17 protein-coding genes are annotated in these 17307 nt (G+C 67.3%); 10 read left to right on the top strand and 7 right to left on the bottom strand.

Features of this window, described 5'->3' with window-relative positions:
- From ACL9RL_RS05715 to rox, 3 genes are all read left to right on the top strand, one after another.
- On the top strand, positions 1 to 789 hold the full coding sequence (locus ACL9RL_RS05715; protein WP_422779257.1) for a hypothetical protein: 789 nt from the start codon (positions 1 to 3) through the stop codon (positions 787 to 789).
- Positions 790 to 791: 2 nt separating this feature from the next.
- On the top strand, positions 792 to 1148 hold the full coding sequence (locus tag ACL9RL_RS05710) for a hypothetical protein (protein ID WP_422779256.1): 357 nt from the start codon (positions 792 to 794) through the stop codon (positions 1146 to 1148).
- A gap of 275 nt (positions 1149 to 1423) precedes the next feature.
- Positions 1424 to 2902, top strand: coding sequence for a rifampin monooxygenase (gene rox, locus ACL9RL_RS05705; protein ID WP_422779255.1), 1479 nt, complete (start codon positions 1424 to 1426; stop codon positions 2900 to 2902).
- A gap of 120 nt (positions 2903 to 3022) precedes the next feature.
- Here the strand turns inward: rox and ACL9RL_RS05700 are convergent, their stop codons facing one another.
- Positions 3023 to 3667 (bottom strand): TetR/AcrR family transcriptional regulator, encoded by a 645-nt coding sequence (locus ACL9RL_RS05700; RefSeq protein ID WP_422779254.1) that lies wholly within the window; start codon positions 3665 to 3667, stop codon positions 3023 to 3025.
- Between the two features lie 33 nt (positions 3668 to 3700).
- Here ACL9RL_RS05700 and ACL9RL_RS05695 point away from each other — a divergent pair, with 33 nt between their 5' ends.
- Complete coding sequence (locus tag ACL9RL_RS05695; protein WP_422779253.1) at positions 3701 to 4660, top strand: DMT family transporter; 960 nt, start codon at positions 3701 to 3703, stop codon at positions 4658 to 4660.
- A 76-nt stretch (positions 4661 to 4736) separates the two neighbouring features.
- Here the strand turns inward: ACL9RL_RS05695 and nrdF are convergent, their stop codons facing one another.
- From nrdF to nrdH, 4 genes are all read right to left on the bottom strand, one after another.
- Entirely contained in the window at positions 4737 to 5711 is a 975-nt protein-coding gene (gene nrdF, locus ACL9RL_RS05690) for a class 1b ribonucleoside-diphosphate reductase subunit beta (RefSeq protein WP_422779252.1), read from the bottom strand.
- Between the two features lie 153 nt (positions 5712 to 5864).
- Positions 5865 to 7970, bottom strand: a complete 2106-nt coding sequence (gene nrdE / locus ACL9RL_RS05685) for a class 1b ribonucleoside-diphosphate reductase subunit alpha (RefSeq protein WP_422779561.1) — start codon at positions 7968 to 7970, stop codon at positions 5865 to 5867.
- Positions 7971 to 7993: 23 nt separating this feature from the next.
- The gene (gene nrdI / locus ACL9RL_RS05680) at positions 7994 to 8407 is read right to left on the bottom strand and encodes a class Ib ribonucleoside-diphosphate reductase assembly flavoprotein NrdI (protein WP_422779251.1); all 414 of its coding nucleotides are present in this window, start codon (positions 8405 to 8407) and stop codon (positions 7994 to 7996) included.
- 74 nt (positions 8408 to 8481) lie between these two features.
- Entirely contained in the window at positions 8482 to 8715 is a 234-nt protein-coding gene (nrdH, locus tag ACL9RL_RS05675) for a glutaredoxin-like protein NrdH (protein ID WP_422779250.1), read from the bottom strand.
- A gap of 386 nt (positions 8716 to 9101) precedes the next feature.
- On the opposite strand from nrdH, the gene ACL9RL_RS05670 reads away from it, so the two are divergent.
- On the top strand, positions 9102 to 10310 hold the full coding sequence (locus tag ACL9RL_RS05670) for an MFS transporter (protein ID WP_422779249.1): 1209 nt from the start codon (positions 9102 to 9104) through the stop codon (positions 10308 to 10310).
- A gap of 133 nt (positions 10311 to 10443) precedes the next feature.
- Here ACL9RL_RS05670 and ACL9RL_RS05665 read toward each other — a convergent pair whose 3' ends face one another.
- Positions 10444 to 11001, bottom strand: coding sequence for an NADPH-dependent FMN reductase (locus tag ACL9RL_RS05665; RefSeq protein WP_422779248.1), 558 nt, complete (start codon positions 10999 to 11001; stop codon positions 10444 to 10446).
- A gap of 171 nt (positions 11002 to 11172) precedes the next feature.
- Here ACL9RL_RS05665 and ACL9RL_RS05660 point away from each other — a divergent pair, with 171 nt between their 5' ends.
- The 4 genes from ACL9RL_RS05660 to ACL9RL_RS05645 all read left to right on the top strand — a co-directional run bounded on the left by ACL9RL_RS05660 (position 11173) and on the right by ACL9RL_RS05645 (position 15390).
- A complete protein-coding gene (locus tag ACL9RL_RS05660; protein WP_422779247.1) occupies positions 11173 to 12000 on the top strand; it encodes an aldo/keto reductase in 828 nt (275 codons plus the stop codon).
- A gap of 100 nt (positions 12001 to 12100) precedes the next feature.
- Positions 12101 to 12868, top strand: coding sequence for an alpha/beta fold hydrolase (locus tag ACL9RL_RS05655; RefSeq protein WP_422779246.1), 768 nt, complete (start codon positions 12101 to 12103; stop codon positions 12866 to 12868).
- A gap of 104 nt (positions 12869 to 12972) precedes the next feature.
- On the top strand, positions 12973 to 14118 hold the full coding sequence (locus ACL9RL_RS05650) for a DUF4349 domain-containing protein (RefSeq protein WP_422779245.1): 1146 nt from the start codon (positions 12973 to 12975) through the stop codon (positions 14116 to 14118).
- Positions 14119 to 14256: 138 nt separating this feature from the next.
- Complete coding sequence (locus ACL9RL_RS05645) at positions 14257 to 15390, top strand: acyl-CoA dehydrogenase family protein (RefSeq protein WP_422779560.1); 1134 nt, start codon at positions 14257 to 14259, stop codon at positions 15388 to 15390.
- Between the two features lie 84 nt (positions 15391 to 15474).
- On the opposite strand, the gene ACL9RL_RS05640 is transcribed toward ACL9RL_RS05645, so the two are convergent.
- Entirely contained in the window at positions 15475 to 15753 is a 279-nt protein-coding gene (locus tag ACL9RL_RS05640; protein ID WP_422779244.1) for a metal-sensitive transcriptional regulator, read from the bottom strand.
- 80 nt (positions 15754 to 15833) lie between these two features.
- On the opposite strand from ACL9RL_RS05640, the gene ACL9RL_RS05635 reads away from it, so the two are divergent.
- Positions 15834 to 17159 carry a DUF445 domain-containing protein gene (locus ACL9RL_RS05635; protein ID WP_422779243.1) on the top strand — a complete coding sequence of 442 codons (1326 nt, stop codon included), beginning with the start codon at positions 15834 to 15836 and terminating at the stop codon, positions 17157 to 17159.
- Positions 17160 to 17307 lie beyond the last annotated feature (148 nt).

The raw sequence follows: 17307 nt of genomic DNA, 5'->3' as shown, positions 1-17307 counted from the left end.
ATGCCATCGCCCGCTGTCACGTTGCACGCGCGCTCCCTGCTCGCAGTGATCGCCGTCGGCAGCGCGGTAACGGGCTGCACCGCGTTGCCGACGACTGCGACCACCCCGGAGGCGGCTGCCGGCGGTGACGATGCGTCCGCCTCACGTCTCGAACTCGATGACGTCCCACGCCTCCACGACGCCCTCGACTGCCTCCGGTCAGACGTCCTCCTGGACGATCTGCACTTCTTCGATGCGATGCGCGGGATCGACTGCTACGTCACGGCGGACGAGGCGATTCTCGTCCGCGCCTACGAACGGGAGTCGTCCGTCGATCAGACGCTCGTCGATTGGCTGCCCGTCCTCTCGCGTGCGCAGCAGGTGATCGTCGGCGCGAACTGGTTCGCCATCGGCACACCCGGGCGGCTGACCACCCTCGCCGAGCGTCTCGGGCTGAACACCAGGCCCACCCCGACCCCCGCCATCCGACCGCAGCAGCTGACGCCGGACCAGGAGCGCATCGGCTCCTGCTCGACGACCGTGAGCCAGCTCGTGCAGCAGTTCATCGACGAAGCCTCCGCGCCCAGCACGGACCTCGCGGACACGGAGCGCGTCCTCCCCGGCATCACCACGATCGTCGAGCGCCTCGCGGGACGACTGACGGATTCTTCGACGTCCGACCCGGCCACTGAGCCCCTCAACATCCGGCTCTCCTCGTTGGGCTCGGAGATCAAAGCCGCGTGCGCGGTCGGCTTCACCCGGCCCAGCACTGAATCCCCGACCCCGGGCGATCCACATTCAGGAGGCTGATCATGCTCGACGACACCCCCTGGCGGGGCGACGCACCGTGGATCGAGGATGACCCAGCGCGCCGGCCGCCCATCGGCACGATCCCCCGCCGCCTCCTCGTCTGGGGCATCGTCCTCGCGGTCGTCGGTACCGCGAACCAGCTCTTCGACCGGCAGGTTCTCACGATGCTGCGCCCGGTGGTCGACGTCGACCTCGGGCTCGAAGTCATCAGCATCGTCGGCCGAGCCTGGACGGTCTTCGGGCTGCCACTCGCGGTCGGCTTCATCTGCCTCTCGATCGCACTGCGACACCTCGAGCACCGCACCCGCCCGTGCGACGGCGGCCCGCATCGGAGAGGAACACCGCCGCCGCCATCCTGACCTCCCGCCGACGCCCCGACCCGGCGTCAATCTGGCCTCCAAGCGGTCGGGCACGTCTGTGGTGTGATCCACAGCCGCTTGCACCCGACCGGTCGGCACCGGACGACGGATCAGTCCCCCGCTCTGACCGTCGTCCGGCACCGGCTGCACACCAGGCACCGGCGTCTCTCGTCCGCCCCGCCTCCGCTTCCACCTCCACCGTCACGGCTGAGGTGGTGCAAGCTCCGCCCACGGGCGAGAATGGTGGACGGCCGGCATCCCGATTGGAGTTCGACGTGTTCGATGTGATCATCTGCGGTGGCGGCCCGACGGGGATGATGCTCGCGAGCGAGCTGCGGCTGCACGGCGTCGGCGTGCTCGTCCTCGAGAAGGACCGTGAACCGAGCACGGCGGTCCGCTCGCTCGGCCTGCATCCGCGGAGCATCGAGATACTGGATCAACGCGGCATCCTCGACCGGTTCCTCGCCGCCGGCACGCAGTATCCGGGCGGTGTGGGCCGATTCGCCGGCATCACCACGGGCGCACCGGTCGAGTTGGACTCCGCGCACGCCTACATCCTCGGCATCCCGCAGCCGATCACCGACCGCCTCCTGACCGAACGTGCCGAGGAGCTCGGGGCGGAGATCCGTCGTGGTGCCCGGGTGACGGGATTCACGCAGGACGAGGACGGCGTCGACGTCGACCTCGCTGACGGCACGCGCGTGCGGTCCCGCTGGCTCGTCGGCTGCGACGGCGGCCGCAGCCTCGTTCGCACACTCCTCGGCGTCGGATTCCCCGGCGAGGCCGCCCAGACGGAGTGGCTGCTCGGCGAGGTCGCCATCACGATGCCGGCCGATGAGGTGGCCGCGGTGTCGGACCGGGTGCGCCAGACGCATCGGGGCTTCGGCATCGGCCCGGCGGGCGACGGACTGTACCGGGCGGTCGTCCCGGCCGCGAGCGTGACGGAGGACCGCTCGGTCCCGCCGACCATGGACGAGTTCAGGACGCAGCTGCTCGCCTTCGCCGGCACCGACTTCGGCGCGCACGACCCGAAGTGGCTGTCGCGATTCAGCGATGCCACACGGCTCGCCGAGCGGTATCGCGTGGGTCGCGTCCTCCTGGCCGGCGATGCCGCGCACGTCCACCCGCCCCTCGGCGGGCAGGGCCTCAACCTGGGGATCCAGGACGCGTTCAATCTCGGCTGGAAGCTCGCCGCCGAGGTGGATGGCTGGGCGCCAGACGGCCTCCTCGACGGGTACGAGACCGAGCGGCGTCCCGTCGCGGAGGACGTCCTCACCATCACGCGCGCGCAGAGTGTGCTGCTCTCCCCCGAGCCGGGCCCCCAGGCCGTCCGCCGCCTGCTCGCGGAGCTGATGGAGTTCGACGACGTGAGTCGCCTCCTCGCCGAGCGGATCAGCTCGATCGGCATCCGGTACGACGTCGGCGTCGGCGACGGCCCAGGCGATGAGGACGCGCCGGACCTCCTCGGCCGACGCCTGCGTGACATCCCTCTTGCGCACGGCCGACTCTACGAGCTGCTGCACGACGGTCGCGGACTCCTCCTCGATCAGTCGGGCACGCTCTCCGTCGCAGGCTGGGAGGACCGCATCGATGTGGTGAGCGGCGCCGGTGACCTCAGCGACCATCTCGGCGCGCCCGCGGCGCTGCTCCGCCCGGACGGCCATGTAGTGTGGCTCGGCGACGACCAGTCCGCCCTGGTCCGCCGAGTGCGGAAGTGGTTCGGCGCGGAGGGCGGACCGCCCGCACGGCTGTAGGAGAACCGCCCGGCAGAAGGATGAATGCGCGCGATCAGTCCTTCCCTCGCGCGGATCTCCTGCTGCGGTGCACGCCCATCGGCGCACTCTCATCGGCACAGGCGCGCGGATGCAAGGTCCTCAACGCCCGAGCAACGCTCCCGCAGCACGCCGCGCACTCCGGAACGGGTGCTCGAACGTGCCCATGCCGAGCGTCACGAGGGCACCCTCGTACAGGAGCATCAGCGCGTGGGCGAGCTCATCGGCGTCGGCATCCGAATCCGCCGAATCCGCCGAATCCGCCGCCTCCGCCGAGTCCCCCGCCTCCGCCTCGACGCACAGCCGCCGGAACACGGCATGCATCCACGCCTTCTGCCTGACCACCTCGGTGTGGCTCGGGTAGCTCGCATCGGGGATCTCCGCCTGCGCGTTGATTGCGCTGCACCCGTTGGTGCTGTTGCGTTCCGCCCACTGCTCGGAGATGTCGTAGACGGCGAGGATGCGATCGGCGCCGGGCAACCCGACGGTTTCGGCGAGCGAGGACTCCAGGAACGTCCGCCACCGACGGTCACGATCCTGCAGGTACGCGACGACGAGCGCTTCCTTCGAGCCGAAGCGGTCGTAGATCGTCTTCTTCGTCACACCCGCGTTTTCGGCGATGGTGTCGACACCGACCGCGTGAATGCCCTGTTCGTAGAAGAGCCCGGATGCGGCGTCGAGGATGCGGCGTGCGGCCTTCGTGAGCGCGGGCTCCGGCCCGAGCGGCATCAGATCCGAGATGGTCATGCAGGAAATATACCACTCTGTATACTCGAACCCATGGGTAAACAGATCGGTATACTATCGACGCTCGGTCTTGTGGCGCTCTCGGCGGCGTTCGTGCTCAGTTGGAGCTCCGGCTTCCTCGCCGCGAAGCTCGGCACGGTCGACGTCGCACCGATGACCCTGCTGGTCTGGCGTTTCGTCCCGCTCGCGGCCGGACTCGTGCTCGTCGCGATCGTCCGACACCGCATGCACCGCGTTCCGCACCCCAGCAGACCGGCGCTCACGACGCAGGCGGTCATCGGTCTGAGCTCGCAGTTCGGCTACGTCCTGCCGGTCTACCTCGCGATCGGACTGGGCGTCAGCGCCGGCACGACCGCGCTCATCGATGCGGTGCAGCCGATCGTGGTCGCGACGCTCGTCGGCCCGCTCCTCAGGCTTCGCGTCCGAGCCCTGCAGTGGGTCGGCCTCGCACTGGGTGCGCTCGGCGTCGTCCTGATCGTCGCGAGCGACATCGCGAGCACCACCGCACCGATCTGGGCGTACACACTCCCCCTGTGCGCGATGGCGAGCCTCGTGTTCGGGACGTTCTGGGAGCGCAGACATCCCGTCGAGATGTCGGTGTTCGACACGCTCACGGTCCACACCTCGGTCGCCGCCATCGCCTTCGTGATCCTCGCACTCGCGACCGGCACGCTCCGGCCGCCCGCGAGCCCCGACTTCTGGCTGACGATCCTGTTCCTCGCGGCCGTCCCAACACTCGCCGCGTACGGGCTCTACTGGATCCTGATGCGCCGCATCGGCATCACGTCGCTCAACGCGCTGCTCTTCCTCGTGGCGCCGACGACCGCGGTGCTCGGGGCGCTCCTCTTCGGTGAGCCGCTCACCCTCGCGACGGTAGCGGGCCTCGTGCTCGCCGGCGCCGCGGTCTCCCTCGTCGTCCTGCCAGCGCGTCCCGCCGCTCCGCGGATCCTCCCCCCGGCACAAAACAAGGAGATCCGCACCACAGAAGGCTGATTCCGGGGAATCGGTCCTTCTGCGATGCGGATCTCCTTCTGCGATGCGGACCGGAGTCCGCTCAACAGGCTGGTGCTTAGAAGTCCCAGTCCTCGTCCTCGGTGACGACGGCCTTGCCGATCACGTACGAGGAACCGGACCCCGAGAAGAAGTCGTGGTTCTCGTCCGCGTTCGGCGAGAGCGCCGAGAGGATCGCCGGGTTCACGTCGGTGACGGTCTTCGGGAACATCGGCTCGTAGCCGAGGTTCATGAGGGCCTTGTTGGCGTTGTAGTGCAGGAACTTCTTGACGTCCTCGGTCAGTCCGACCTCGTCGTACAGATCCTGCGTGTACTGGACCTCGTTCTCGTACAGCTCGTAGAGCAGCGAGAACGTGTAGTCCTTGATGTCGTCGCGCTCGGCCTGGGTCAGCTTCTCGAGACCCTTCTGGAACTTGTAGCCGATGTAGTAGCCGTGCACGGCCTCGTCGCGGATGATCAGACGGATCATGTCTGCCGTGTTGGTGAGCTTCGCGCGGCTCGACCAGTGCATGGGCAGGTAGAAGCCGGAGTAGAAGAGGAACGACTCGAGCAGCGTCGACGCGGCCTTCCGCTTCAGCGGGTCGTCGCCGTGGTAGCGGTCCATCACGATGGACGCCTTCTTCTGCAGGTTCGGGTTCTCGACCGACCAGCGGAACGCCTCGTCGATCTCCTTCGTGGAGCTCAGCGTGGAGAAGATCGAGGAGTAGCTCTTCGCGTGGACCGACTCCATAAACGCGATGTTCGTGTAGACGGCCTCCTCGTGCGGGGTGATCGCATCGGGGATGAGCGCGACGGCGCCGACGGTGCCCTGGATCGTGTCGAGGAGCGTCAGGCCCGTGAACACGCGCATCGTGAGCTGCTGCTCGGCGGGAGTGAGCGTGTTCCACGACTGGACGTCGTTCGACAGCGGGATCTTCTCCGGCAGCCAGAAGTTGTTGACGAGGCGGTTCCAGACTTCGACGTCCTTCTCGTCTTCGATCTTGTTCCAGTTGATCGCCTGCACCCGGTCGACGAGCTTGAGCTTCTCTGACATGTTGTTCGTGTCCTTTGAGCGAAGTGTGTGTTGTTGTGGCCCTTCGACAGGCTCAGGGACCGGCGGTCCAACCGTGGTCACTGAGCGGCAACCGTGGTCACTGAGCCTGTCGAAGTGCGATGCGCCGAAGCCGACGCAGTACGGCGCGAACCGTTAGAGCATGCAGCTGACGCAGCCCTCGACCTCCGTGCCCTCCAGCGCGAGCTGGCGGAGTCGGATGTAGTAGATGGTCTTGATGCCCTTCTTCCACGCGTAGATCTGAGCCTTGTTGATGTCGCGCGTCGTCGCCGTGTCCTTGAAGAACAGCGTGAGCGAGAGGCCCTGGTCCACGTGCTGCGTCGCCGCGGCGTACGTGTCGATGATCTTCTCGGCACCGATCTCGTAGGCGTCCTCGTAGTACTCGAGGTTGTCGTTCGTCATAAACGGAGCCGGGTAGTACACGCGGCCCAGCTTGCCTTCCTTGCGGATCTCAATCTTCGAGGCGATCGGGTGGATCGACGAGGTCGAGTTGTTGATGTACGAGATGGAACCGGTGGGCGGGACCGCCTGCAGGTTCTGGTTGTAGATGCCGTGCTCCTGGACGGACGCCTTGAGGGCTGCCCAGTCCGCCTGCGTCGGGATGGCGACGCCGGCCTGCTCGAACAGCTCACGACCGCGAGCCGTCTCCGGCTCCCACACCTGGTCGGTGTACTTGTCGAAGAAGGTGCCAGATGCGTACGTGGAGTCGGCGAACCCGTCGAACGTCTGCTTGCGCTCCTTGGCGATCAGGTTCGAGGCGCGGAGCGCGTGGAACAGGACCGTGTAGAAGTAGATGTTCGTGAAGTCGATACCTTCGACGCTGCCGTAGTGCACGTGCTCACGAGCGAGGTAGCCGTGCAGGTTCATCTGGCCGAGGCCGATGGCGTGCGACTTGTCGTTGCCGTCCTCGATGGAACGGACCGATGCGATGTGGCTCTGGTCCGAGACCGAGGTGAGACCGCGGATGGCCGTCTCGACGGTGCGACCGAAGTCGGGCGAGTCCATCGTGAGCGCGATGTTCAGCGAACCGAGGTTGCAGGAGATGTCCTTGCCGATCTCCTTGTACGAGAGGTCCTCGTTGTAGGTGGTCGGCGTGTTGACCTGGAGGATCTCCGAGCACAGGTTGGACATATTGATCCGACCCTTGATCGGGTTGGCCGCGTTGACCGTGTCCTCGAACACGATGTACGGGTACCCGGACTCGAACTGGATCTCCGCGATGGTCTGGAAGAACTCGCGGGCGTTGATCTTGGTCTTCTTGATGCGGGAGTCGTCGACCATCTCGTGGTACTTCTCCGTGATGGAGATGTCGCCGAAGGGCACACCGTAGACGCGCTCGACGTCGTACGGAGAGAACAGGTACATGTCCTCGCCCTTCTTCGCGAGCTCGAAGGTGATGTCGGGGACGACGACGCCGAGGGACAGCGTCTTGATGCGGATCTTCTCGTCGGCGTTCTCACGCTTGGTGTCGAGGAAGCGCAGGATGTCGGGGTGGTGCGCGTTGAGGTACACGGCACCGGCGCCCTGACGGGCGCCCAGCTGGTTGGCGTAGCTGAAGGAGTCCTCGAGGAGCTTCATCACGGGGATGATGCCGCTCGACTGGTTCTCGATCTGCTTGATGGGCGCGCCGGACTCGCGGATGTTCGAGAGCGACAGGGCGACGCCGCCGCCACGCTTGGACAGCTGCAGGGCGGAGTTGATGCCGCGCGAGATCGACTCCATGTTGTCCTCGATGCGGAGGAGGAAGCAGGAGACGAGTTCGCCGCGCTGGGCCTTGCCCGAGTTGAGGAAGGTGGGGGTGGCCGGCTGGAACCGGCCGGCGACGATCTCCTCGACGAGGGCGACGGCGAGCTTCTGGTCGCCGTTCGCGAGGCCGAGGGCGGTCATCACGACGCGGTCCTCGAAGCGCTCCAGGTACCGCTTTCCGTCGAACGTCTTGAGCGTGTAGGAGGTGTAGTACTTGAACGCGCCGAGGAAGGTCTGGAAACGGAACTTCTTCGAGTAGGCGAGGTCGTTGAGCTTCTGGATGAACTCGAACGGGTATAGGTCGAGGACGGCCTGCTCGTAGTACTCCTTCTCGACCAGGTAGTCCAGGCGCTCCTTGAGAGAGTGGAAGAAGACCGTGTTCTGGTTGACGTGCTGGAGGAAGAACTCGCGGGCGGCCTCACGGTCCTTGTCGAACTGGATCTCGCCGTTCGGGCCGTACAGGTTGAGCATGGCGTTGAGCGAGTGGTAGTCCATCTGGCTCGTCGACGGGGCGTCGATCACGGAAGTTGGTGTTGCAACCAAAATGAGTCCAATCCTTCTTGGACGGTGCGCACATCGTCCGGGGTTCCAAAGAGTTCAAAACGGTAGAGGTGGGGGACCTTGCACTTGCGGGCGATGACGTCGCCGGCAAGGCCGTAGGCTTCACCGAAATTGGTGTTGCCTGCGGCGATGACCCCGCGGAGCAGGGTCCGGTTGGCCTCGTCGTTGAGGAACCGGACCACCTGCTTGGGCACGGCGCCCTCCCCGTTCCCTCCGCCGTAGGTTGGCGTGATGAGGACGAACGGTTCGGCGACGTTGAGCGCAGGGTCTTTGGCATAGAGCGGGATGCGCCGTGAGGGCATCTCCAGCTTCTCCATAAACCGATGCGTGTTCCCCGAGATGCTGGAGAAGTAGATCAGTCGTGTGGTCACGCTGGTTCTCCTACCGGGTGTGAAGCGGGTGTTTCCTGGTGCAGTGTTCGCCTGAGCGGCATAACGCTGCCGGGCTACGCGAGACGGGCCGCGAGTTCCTCGATCTTGTCCGGACGGAAGCCCGACCAGTGGTCTTCCTCCGTGATGACGACGGGGGCCTGCAGGTAGCCGAGGGCCTTGACCTGCTCGAGTGCGCCTTCGTCGACGGAGAGGTCGAGGACGTTGTACTCGATCCCCTTCTTGTCGAGTGCGCGGTACGTTGCGGTGCACTGGACGCAACTGGGCTTCGTGTAGACGGTGATTGCCATAGCTTTCTCTGCCTTCCCCTCAAAATCTTGTGTTCTTCCCGGCGCTCTACGCCAGGGTTCCAATACTACATATAGTTGGGCCCGATCAGAAGCACCACAAGGGCTAGTAGTTACACCTCTGTAGTTTTCCACCGGGTTGTCCACCGTTTTTGGCGAGTTATCCACCGATCCACCTCTGGATACAACGCCCCGGAGAGGTCGAAAATTGCCGATTTGACGGCCTTTTCTCCCCCGTCCGAGGGGAACTTATCCACAGGTACGATTTTCCTCCCGACCACCGACATCGAACCTCGCCGAGTCGTGTGTGCGGCGTGTCGCGCACACAACGGATTGTGGTCCACATGTTTCCTGCCACAGCGTCACATCTCCCCCATAGACTTGACCCGGTGAGCAGCTACCGTGACCTTCTTCAAACCCCCGGCGTCGGGCGCATCATCGTGGCCCAACTCACCGCGCGGTTCCCGTTCGGCATGCTCTCGCTCGCGTTCCTGCTCCACATCGAACGCGTCACCGGCTCCTACGGCGCCGCCGGCCTCGTCCTGGCGGCCACGAGCATCGGTCAGGCCATCGCCGGCCCGCTCACCAGCAGGTGGATGGGCGTCTGGGGCATCCGCAAAGTCCTCCTCCTGACGCTCGCCGTGTGCGCGTCGACGGTGTCGATCATCGCGCTCGTGCCCATGACGGTCCCTCTCTACATGGCGGTGGGGTTCATCGCCGGCCTCAGCACGCCGCCTGTGCAACCGGCCGTCCGCACCATCTACCCGAAGATGGTCACCTCGCAGCAGCTCACGCCGCTGTTCTCCCTCGACGCCTCGGCGCAGGAGATCATCTGGGTGCTCGGCCCGGTCGTCACGACGTTCGTGTCCACTCAGGTCGGCACGGTGTGGGGCATCCTGCTCGCGGCGGTCATCATGGTCGCCGGCGGCCTGTGGTTCATCGCGTCACCTGAGGTCGGCCGGGTCCGCATCCCGAAGAGCCGCCGCAAGCTCGGTCAGGTCCTCAAGCGTCCGCCTGTGCTCCTCGCGACGATCGTCGGCTTCCTCCTCATCGGTGCGTGTGCAGCGGTCGAGGCCGGTGTCGTCGCCACCTTCGGTCACGACGGCATCGAGGCCGGTGTCGTCCTGGCGATCTTCTCGATCGGATCGCTCGCCGGCGGTCTGGCCCTCGGCCACACGCCCATCGGCCCGTTCGCCCTCGCCAGGCGCATCTTCATCGTGTTCATCGGCCTCGCCATCGCGAGCCTGTTCCTCAACGTGTGGTGGCTGTCGGTCATGCTGTTCGTCGCCGGCATCGGCATCGCACCTGCGCTCGCGGTGCTGTTCGCGATCGTCTCGGCGAGTGTGAAGTTCAGCGACACGGCGGAAGCGTACGGCTGGGTCGGCACCGGTCAGCTCATCGGTGCGGCCATGGGATCGGCTGCCGCCGGGTTCCTGATCGACGGCACGGGCGCCGTCGGTGCGTTCTGGGTCGCTGCGGCGTTCGCGTTCCTCGGCTTCGTGATCCCGTGGATCGGCCACCGCTGGCACCCGGACCTCCGCGGTCGGGACGCGAGCCCCATCCCCGACACCGAGCCCATCTCCACCCAGCCTTCCTAGCCCTAGCCGGCCCTCCCCCGTCGAGCCCGCGAGCTGTCACTCGTGGCTGGTTACCGGGCGTCAGAACCGCCACGACTGCCAGTTCGCGGGCTGCAGCTGGATGGGCCGGGGCGGGCCGGGCAGGGCTGGCGGATCAGCGCAGCGGGGACAGCGCAGCGTCGAGGACCACGAGCTCGTCGAGGAGCGCCGCGAGCACGACCGACTGCCGCTCGGTGGGGATGAAGACGCCCTCCTCCACCTGCTTCGAGACGTAGGAGATCTCCACGTTCGCCCCCGTGCTCACCAGACCGAGCGCCTGCAGCACGGGCCGCAACGCGACCACACCGCGCGTGCCGGCCGACACCCCGCCATAGCTCGCGATGCCGATGGGCTTCCGGCTCCACTCGAACATGAGGTAGTCGAGCGCGTTCTTGACCGCCGGCGCATAGCTGTAGTTGTACTCGGGGGTGATGAAGAGGAACGCGTCCGCTGCATCGACCCGTTCGCCCCACGAGATCGTGTGCTGCTGCGTGTAGCGGCGCAGACGCGGGTGCGCCTCCTCGTCCATAAACGGCAACGCCAGCTCGCGCAGGTCGACGTAGTCCACGTCGAAGCGTCCATCGGCGAGCGCCGCATCACGCGCCCACTCCCCGACGGCCCCTCCGACGCGCTTCGGCCGGACGCTCCCCACCACGATCATGAGCTTCGGCATGCGCTTCCTTCCATTCCCGGGCGACGACGCCCGATGTCAGTGTGCTGAAGACGCCTGAACGGACGCCGAGTGCGATGCCTGGACGCAGGCACAGGGAACCGTCCCGATCCGCGGGCGGCGAGCGCGCTACCACCTCCCGTCGGCCCCGGACAGGAGACCGATAATGGAACCATGACGACGCCATCCCCTGTCCTGACCCTCAACGACGGCAACGCGATCCCGCAGCTGGGACTCGGCGTCTACAAGATCCCGGACGACGAGGCCGCGGCCGCCGTCACGACGGCGATCGAGGCGGGTTACCGGCACATCGACACGGCGACGCTCTATCAGAACGAGCGCGGCGTCGGCCGGGCGATCCGGGAGTCGTCCGTGCCACGCGAGGATCTGTTCCTCACGACGAAGGTGTGGAACACGGATCAGGGGTTCGATGAGACGATGCGCGCGTTCGACACGAGCATCGACCTGCTCGGCCTCGACTCCGTCGACCTCTACCTCATCCACTGGCCGGCGCCGAAGCAGGACCGATACCTCGACACCTGGCGTGCGCTCGAACGGCTGCAGGCCGACGGGCGGGTCCGCTCCATCGGCGTCTCCAACTTCCACCCGCACCATCTTGTGCGTCTCCTGGACCACGCCGATGTCGTCCCGGCCGTCCACCAGGTCGAGCTGCACCCGTGGTTGCCGCAGCGCGAGGTGCGCGAGTTCGACGCCGGGCACGGCATCCTGACGGAGGCGTGGTCTCCGCTCGCCCGAGGCAAGGTGCTCGGCAACGCGGTCCTCGAGTCGATCGCGGCGAAGCACGGCCGTGACGTCGCGCAGATCGTGCTGCGCTGGCACATCCAGCTGGGCGTCGTGGTGATCCCGAAGTCGGTCACCCCCTCCCGCATCCGGTCGAACATCGACGTGTTCGACTTCGAACTGGACGATGCGGACCTGCAGGCGATCGCTGGCCTCGAGAGCGGCGAGCGCACAGGCAAGGACCCGGACGACCTCGACTGAGACGATGCCGGTCGGCGGTCGGACGGCCGCGTGCGCGGGCGGTCTGCAATCCCCAGCCCACTCACATCGCCCAGCCGCCGCAGCACCCTAGGCTGCTGCCATGACCGCTGTGACACTGCCCCGTACGATCTGGGGCGACGCCTCAGCCACCCGCACCGCCCTCGTGGTGCACGGCCTCGGGAGCAACGGCCCGAGCACGTGGCGCATCGGCTCCGACCTCGCCGACCGCGGCTGGCACGTGACCGCCGTTGATCTCCGTGGGCACGGGTTCGCGCCGCGGACCCAGGACTACCGGGTGGAGTCCTACGCCGAGGACCTCGTCGCGACGCGGCCGGACGGCGGCGGAGGGTGGGACCTCGTGGTCGGGCACTCGCTCGGTGGCGCTGCGGCGACGGTTGCTGCGGCGACCGATCAGACGTGGACGCGTCGGCTTGTGCTCATCGACCCGGCCATCCAGGTCGAGGACCGTGACGCGGCGATCGTGCGCGCCAGCCAGGAGGCGTCGTTCGCGGACAACACGGAGGCGTCCGTCCGAGCGAAGAACCCGAGCTGGCACGATCTCGACGTCGAACTCAAGGTCCAGGCCGTCACCCAGGCGAGCCGATGGGCGATCGAGCAGACGAGCGCGCAGAACCAGCCGTGGGACGTGCGCCCCTCGGCCCTGGCCCTCACCGTTCCGACGTTCGTCATCGCGGCTGACCCCGCCGTGTACAGCCTCTTCACGGGCCGGCTGGCGGCGGAGGTCTTGGCCGGCAACCCGAGGATCAGCATGACCGTGATCGTCGGCGCGGGCCACAACGTGCAGCGGGAACGTCCGGCCGAGACGATGAAGGCGATCGGCGAGTGGGCGGATCTCGAGCAGCGCTGACCGCCGGGCCTGCAGGCTCGCACCGGCCGGCCGAGATCAGATCGTGACCGCCTTCCCAGGACTTCTGCACGCGGCGCGACCTGAGGGTTCCCTATGGTGTTCCCATGAGACGATCGAGCGCCATCACCGTCGCTGCCGCCAGCGCCCTCGCCGCAGCCCTCCTCCTCAGCGGATGCACCTTCGGCGGAGGATCGAATTCCTCCGGCTCGGCACCCGTGCCGTACATCCCGAGCGAACCGATGCCGCTGCCGAACGACCAGCAAGGCGGCGCATCCGGCAGCACGTCCGACGGTCCCCTCGACGGCTCGTCCAAGAGCGAGGCCGGCGACGGCTTCTCACAGGGGTCCACGTCGCTGCAGCCTCAGGTCATCACCTCGGGTTGGATGACCCTCACCGACGCCGATCCGATCGGCGTGGCGGCGAAGGTCGCGACCATCGTGACGGACGCCGGCGGTCGCATCGACTCCCGCAACGAGACGCCGGGCACCGCTGACCAGCTCGCCCAGTCGTCGATCACCGTGCGCATCCCGAAGGCCGACTTCGACGCCGTCGTGAAGAAGATCGAGGGCCTCGCCACCGTCAACGACGTGTCGGTGTCCGCCGTCGACGTCACGCTCCAGGCTGTTGACCTGGATGCCCGCATCACCGCGCTGCAGTCGTCGGTCGACCGTCTCCGCGCACTCATGGCGGCCGCCACGACGACGACGGACCTCCTCGCAGCCGAGACGAGCCTCTCCGAGCGTCAGGCGGAGCTGGACAGCCTCGTCGCGCAACGCGACGCCCTCCGCGATCAGGTGGAGTTCTCCGCCGTGACCGTGAGCGTCTTCTCGCCGGGCACGGTCGACACCCGGGGCCCCGACGACTTCTGGGGTGGGATCGCGGCAGGGTGGAACGCACTGCTCGGCGCTGCGGCATCCTCGGTCGTTGTGCTCGGATTCCTGCTTCCGTGGGTCGTGCTGCTGCTGCTCATCGCCGCGGTGGTGATCGTGGTGGTCCGTCTGGCGTCTCGCCGTCCGAAGGCGGCGGGAGCTGCTGGGACGGCTGCACCTGGCGGACACGGTGGGCCTGCTGGGACTGCCGGGCCTGCTGGACCCGGCTGGCCCGCTGCCGGCCAGCAGCACGGACCGGTCGGTGTCTCTCACCAGGTGAGCAACGATGTTCCCCGGCCGCCGACTGCGCAGCCGCAGGCTGCCCAGCCGCCGGCTGAGGCGGCACCGGCCGCCCCCGATGACAACGCCGGTCCCCGCTGAGACAATGAGGAGGTGACCACACCTCCCGCCGCAGCAGAGTCGGCAACCGAGTCAGCAAACGAGTCCGCAAACGAGTCGGCACCCGCATCGGCAACCCCGGCGTCAGCATCGGCCCGTCCCTCGTTCGAGCCGGCGTCCGTGCTCTCCGACGAGCTCGTCGAGCGCATCCGGGCCAGGGCCGCCGTGCACGACCGCGAGAACACGTTCTTCGACGACGACCTCGCCGATCTGCGCACGGTCGGCTACCTGCGGGCGTTTGTGCCGACATCGCTCGGCGGTCTCGGTCTCGGGCTGCGGGAGGTCACCCGGCTGCAGTCCCGGCTCGCGACGGCTGCACCGGCGACGGCACTCGCCATCAACATGCACCTGGTCTGGACGGGCGTCGCGAAGCTGCTGCGCGACCGTGGCGACGACTCGCTCGGCTTCGTCCTCGAGGGCGCGGCCGCCGGCGAGTTGTACGCGTTCGGGGTGAGCGAGGCGGGCAACGACCTCGTGCTGTTCGGCTCCGACACGGAGGCGAGGCCGGGCGGGGACGGTTCCTACCGGTTCTTCGGCACCAAGATCTTCACCTCGCTCTCCCCCGCCTGGACCCAGCTCGGCACCACGGGACTCGACACCGCATCTGCCGACGGACCGAAGGTCGTGTACGGGTTCATCCCGCGCGACGGCGGCGGCTTCGAGATCCGCGACGACTGGGACACGGTCGGGATGCGGGCCAGCCAGAGCCGGACCACGGTGCTGCAGGGGGCCGTGGCTCCCGCCGATCGCATCGTGCGCCGCATCGCTCCCGGCCCGAATCCCGACCCCATCGTGTTCGGGATCTTCGCGTGCTTCGAGACGCTCATCGCGGCCGTCTACACGGGCATCGCCGAGCGCGCGCTGCAGCTCGCGGTGGAGACGGCCAAGCGCCGCACCTCGAAGAAGAACGACGGCGCGTCCTACGCCGCGGACCCGGACATCAGGTGGCGGATCGCCGATGCGGCCATCGCGTACGACGGGGTGCTGCCGCAGTTGGCGTCGGTCGCGGCGGACATCGACGACCTCGTCGATCACGGCGGCGCCTGGTTCCCGAAGCTCGTCGGGTTGAAGGTGCGTGCGACGGAGACGGCCCGCGAGGTGGTCGATCAGGCGATCCGGGTCTCCGGCGGCGGCAGCTACTTCTCGTCGTCCGAGCTGGGTCGCCTCTACCGCGACGTCCTGGCCGGTCTGTTCCACCCCTCCGACGCCGAGTCCGCGCACGCCACCGTCGCCAACGCCCTCCTCGGCCCCTAGCCCGTTCCCCTCTGCCGAGGGGTCACGAACTGCGGGTGCTTCGCGTCAGCACCCGCAGTTTGCGACCCCTCGGCGGAGGGAAGGCTAGGAACGGTTGTTGGAGAGCTCGAAGACGCGGAGGAGCTCCGCCATGGCGGCTTCCTTCTGCTCGCCGCCCTCCTCGAACATGTGGGACACGTGTGTGCGCAGGTGGTTCTCCACGAGCAGCTTGTTGAGCGACCCGAGCGACTTCTGGATGGCCAACGACTGCGTGATGATGTCCATGCAGTAGTCCTCGTTCTCGATCATCTTCTCGAGACCGCGCATCTGGCCCTCGAGGATCTTCGTTCGGTGCAGTGCACGCTTCTTGATGTCCTCAATCACGCGCTCAGAGTACCACCAGGGGGTACAGCCGATGCCTGCCGGCTGGCGCGCCGTCGGCAACCGCTGCCTAGGATGGCCACATGACGGCCACACCGACAGGCAGCATCCAGGCACCGGATCAGGCGTCCGGCCCCCGCGCACCGTTCGGCGGCCTGTCCGCCGCCGACGCCGACCGGCTCCGCGGACTCCGCGCGATGAAACGGCTCGCGAGCGGCCTGCTCATCCTGATGGCGCTCATCTTCGCCGTCGCGTTCGCCCTGCAATCGCGGTACCCGTGGCTCGAATACGTCCGGGCGACTGCTGAGGGCGGTATGGTCGGCGCCCTCGCGGACTGGTTTGCTGTCACCGCACTGTTCCGGCATCCGCTCGGCATCCCGATCCCCCACACCGCGATCATCCCGAAGCGCAAGGACGAGATCGGCGTCAGCCTGGGCGAATTCGTCGAGACGAACTTCCTCTCGGAGGACGTCATCCGAGAGAAGCTCAGCACCTTCAGCGTGTCGGAGAAGCTCGGCGGCTGGCTGCGCGAGCCGCAGAACGCGGAGCGGCTGACGGCAGAGGCGACCGTGGCCGTCCGCGGTCTCCTCGAAACCCTGTCGGACGACGATGTCCGCGAGGTCGTCGAGTCCCTCGCGACGACGCACCTCGTCAACCCGGAGTGGGCGCCGAACATCGGCAGGTGGGCCGAGCACATCATCCAGGCCGGCGCCCACCACGACGCCGTCGACCTGCTCGTGGACCGCACCTCGGAGTGGCTCACCCAGAACCCGCAGGCCTTCGCGAAACTCGTGTCCAGTCGGCTGCCCGGTTGGGTGCCGTCGTTCGTCGACCGGCTCGTGGACGACAAGCTCTACCGTGAAGCGGTGTCGTTCTTGCAGGCGGTCCGCGCCGATCCCGACCACCAGTTGCGCATCGCCCTCGATCGGTACCTGACCGAACTCTCGGGCCAGTTGCAGCACGACCCGGAGACGATCGCCCGCTTCGAGAACGCCAAACACGGCATCCTCGACAGTCCTCGTGTGCGGGAGCTGGCCGGCAAGACGTGGTCGGCGGCGAAGGCGGCTTTCGTCGACGCCCTCGACGCGCCGGACAGTGTGCTGCGTGCGCGCATCGCATCGACCATCGCCGATGTCGGCACGCGGCTGGCCACGGATCGGACGCTCTCCGCGCGCGTCGATGGCAGGGTGAGCGATGCGCTCGGCTATGTCGTCACGCGGTACCGTCACGACATCGCGAGCATCATCACCGACACGGTGGAACGGTGGGACGCCCGTGAGACGACGGAGAAGATCGAGCTGCTCGTCGGTCGGGACCTGCAGTTCATCCGGTTGAACGGGACGATCGTCGGCGCCCTCGCCGGCCTGGCCATCTTCACCGTCGCGCACCTCCTGCTCCCCACCCTCTGATCCCCCCTCTGCTTCTTCCCTCTCCCTCTCCCGTCCAGCACTTCCACAATTCAGGAAGTCTGCGCGAATTCAGGACGATCTCGGCACGGAATCCGCTTGCTGATCCTGAATCGCGAAAAAGTTCCTGAATTCTGGAAGAGACTGAGGA

The organism is Plantibacter sp. Mn2098, assembly GCF_049319745.1.
Lineage (GTDB): Bacteria > Actinomycetota > Actinomycetes > Actinomycetales > Microbacteriaceae > Plantibacter.
The sequence above is the reverse complement of the archived record's forward strand: the minus strand, read 5'-3'. Positions and strand labels throughout refer to the sequence as shown.

Coding starts and splice junctions, on each gene's coding strand:
- ACL9RL_RS05715 (WP_422779257.1), top strand. CDS start 1: ATGCCATCGCCCGCTGTCACGTTGCACGCGCGCTCCCTGCTCGCAGTG.
- ACL9RL_RS05710 (WP_422779256.1), top strand. CDS start 792: ATGCTCGACGACACCCCCTGGCGGGGCGACGCACCGTGGATCGAGGAT.
- ACL9RL_RS05700 (WP_422779254.1), bottom strand. CDS start 3,667: ATGACCATCTCGGATCTGATGCCGCTCGGGCCGGAGCCCGCGCTCACG.
- ACL9RL_RS05695 (WP_422779253.1), top strand. CDS start 3,701: ATGGGTAAACAGATCGGTATACTATCGACGCTCGGTCTTGTGGCGCTC.
- nrdF (WP_422779252.1), bottom strand. CDS start 5,711: ATGTCAGAGAAGCTCAAGCTCGTCGACCGGGTGCAGGCGATCAACTGG.
- nrdE (WP_422779561.1), bottom strand. CDS start 7,970: ATGGACTACCACTCGCTCAACGCCATGCTCAACCTGTACGGCCCGAAC.
- nrdH (WP_422779250.1), bottom strand. CDS start 8,715: ATGGCAATCACCGTCTACACGAAGCCCAGTTGCGTCCAGTGCACCGCA.
- ACL9RL_RS05665 (WP_422779248.1), bottom strand. CDS start 11,001: ATGCCGAAGCTCATGATCGTGGTGGGGAGCGTCCGGCCGAAGCGCGTC.
- ACL9RL_RS05660 (WP_422779247.1), top strand. CDS start 11,173: ATGACGACGCCATCCCCTGTCCTGACCCTCAACGACGGCAACGCGATC.
- ACL9RL_RS05655 (WP_422779246.1), top strand. CDS start 12,101: ATGACCGCTGTGACACTGCCCCGTACGATCTGGGGCGACGCCTCAGCC.
- ACL9RL_RS05650 (WP_422779245.1), top strand. CDS start 12,973: ATGAGACGATCGAGCGCCATCACCGTCGCTGCCGCCAGCGCCCTCGCC.
- ACL9RL_RS05635 (WP_422779243.1), top strand. CDS start 15,834: ATGACGGCCACACCGACAGGCAGCATCCAGGCACCGGATCAGGCGTCC.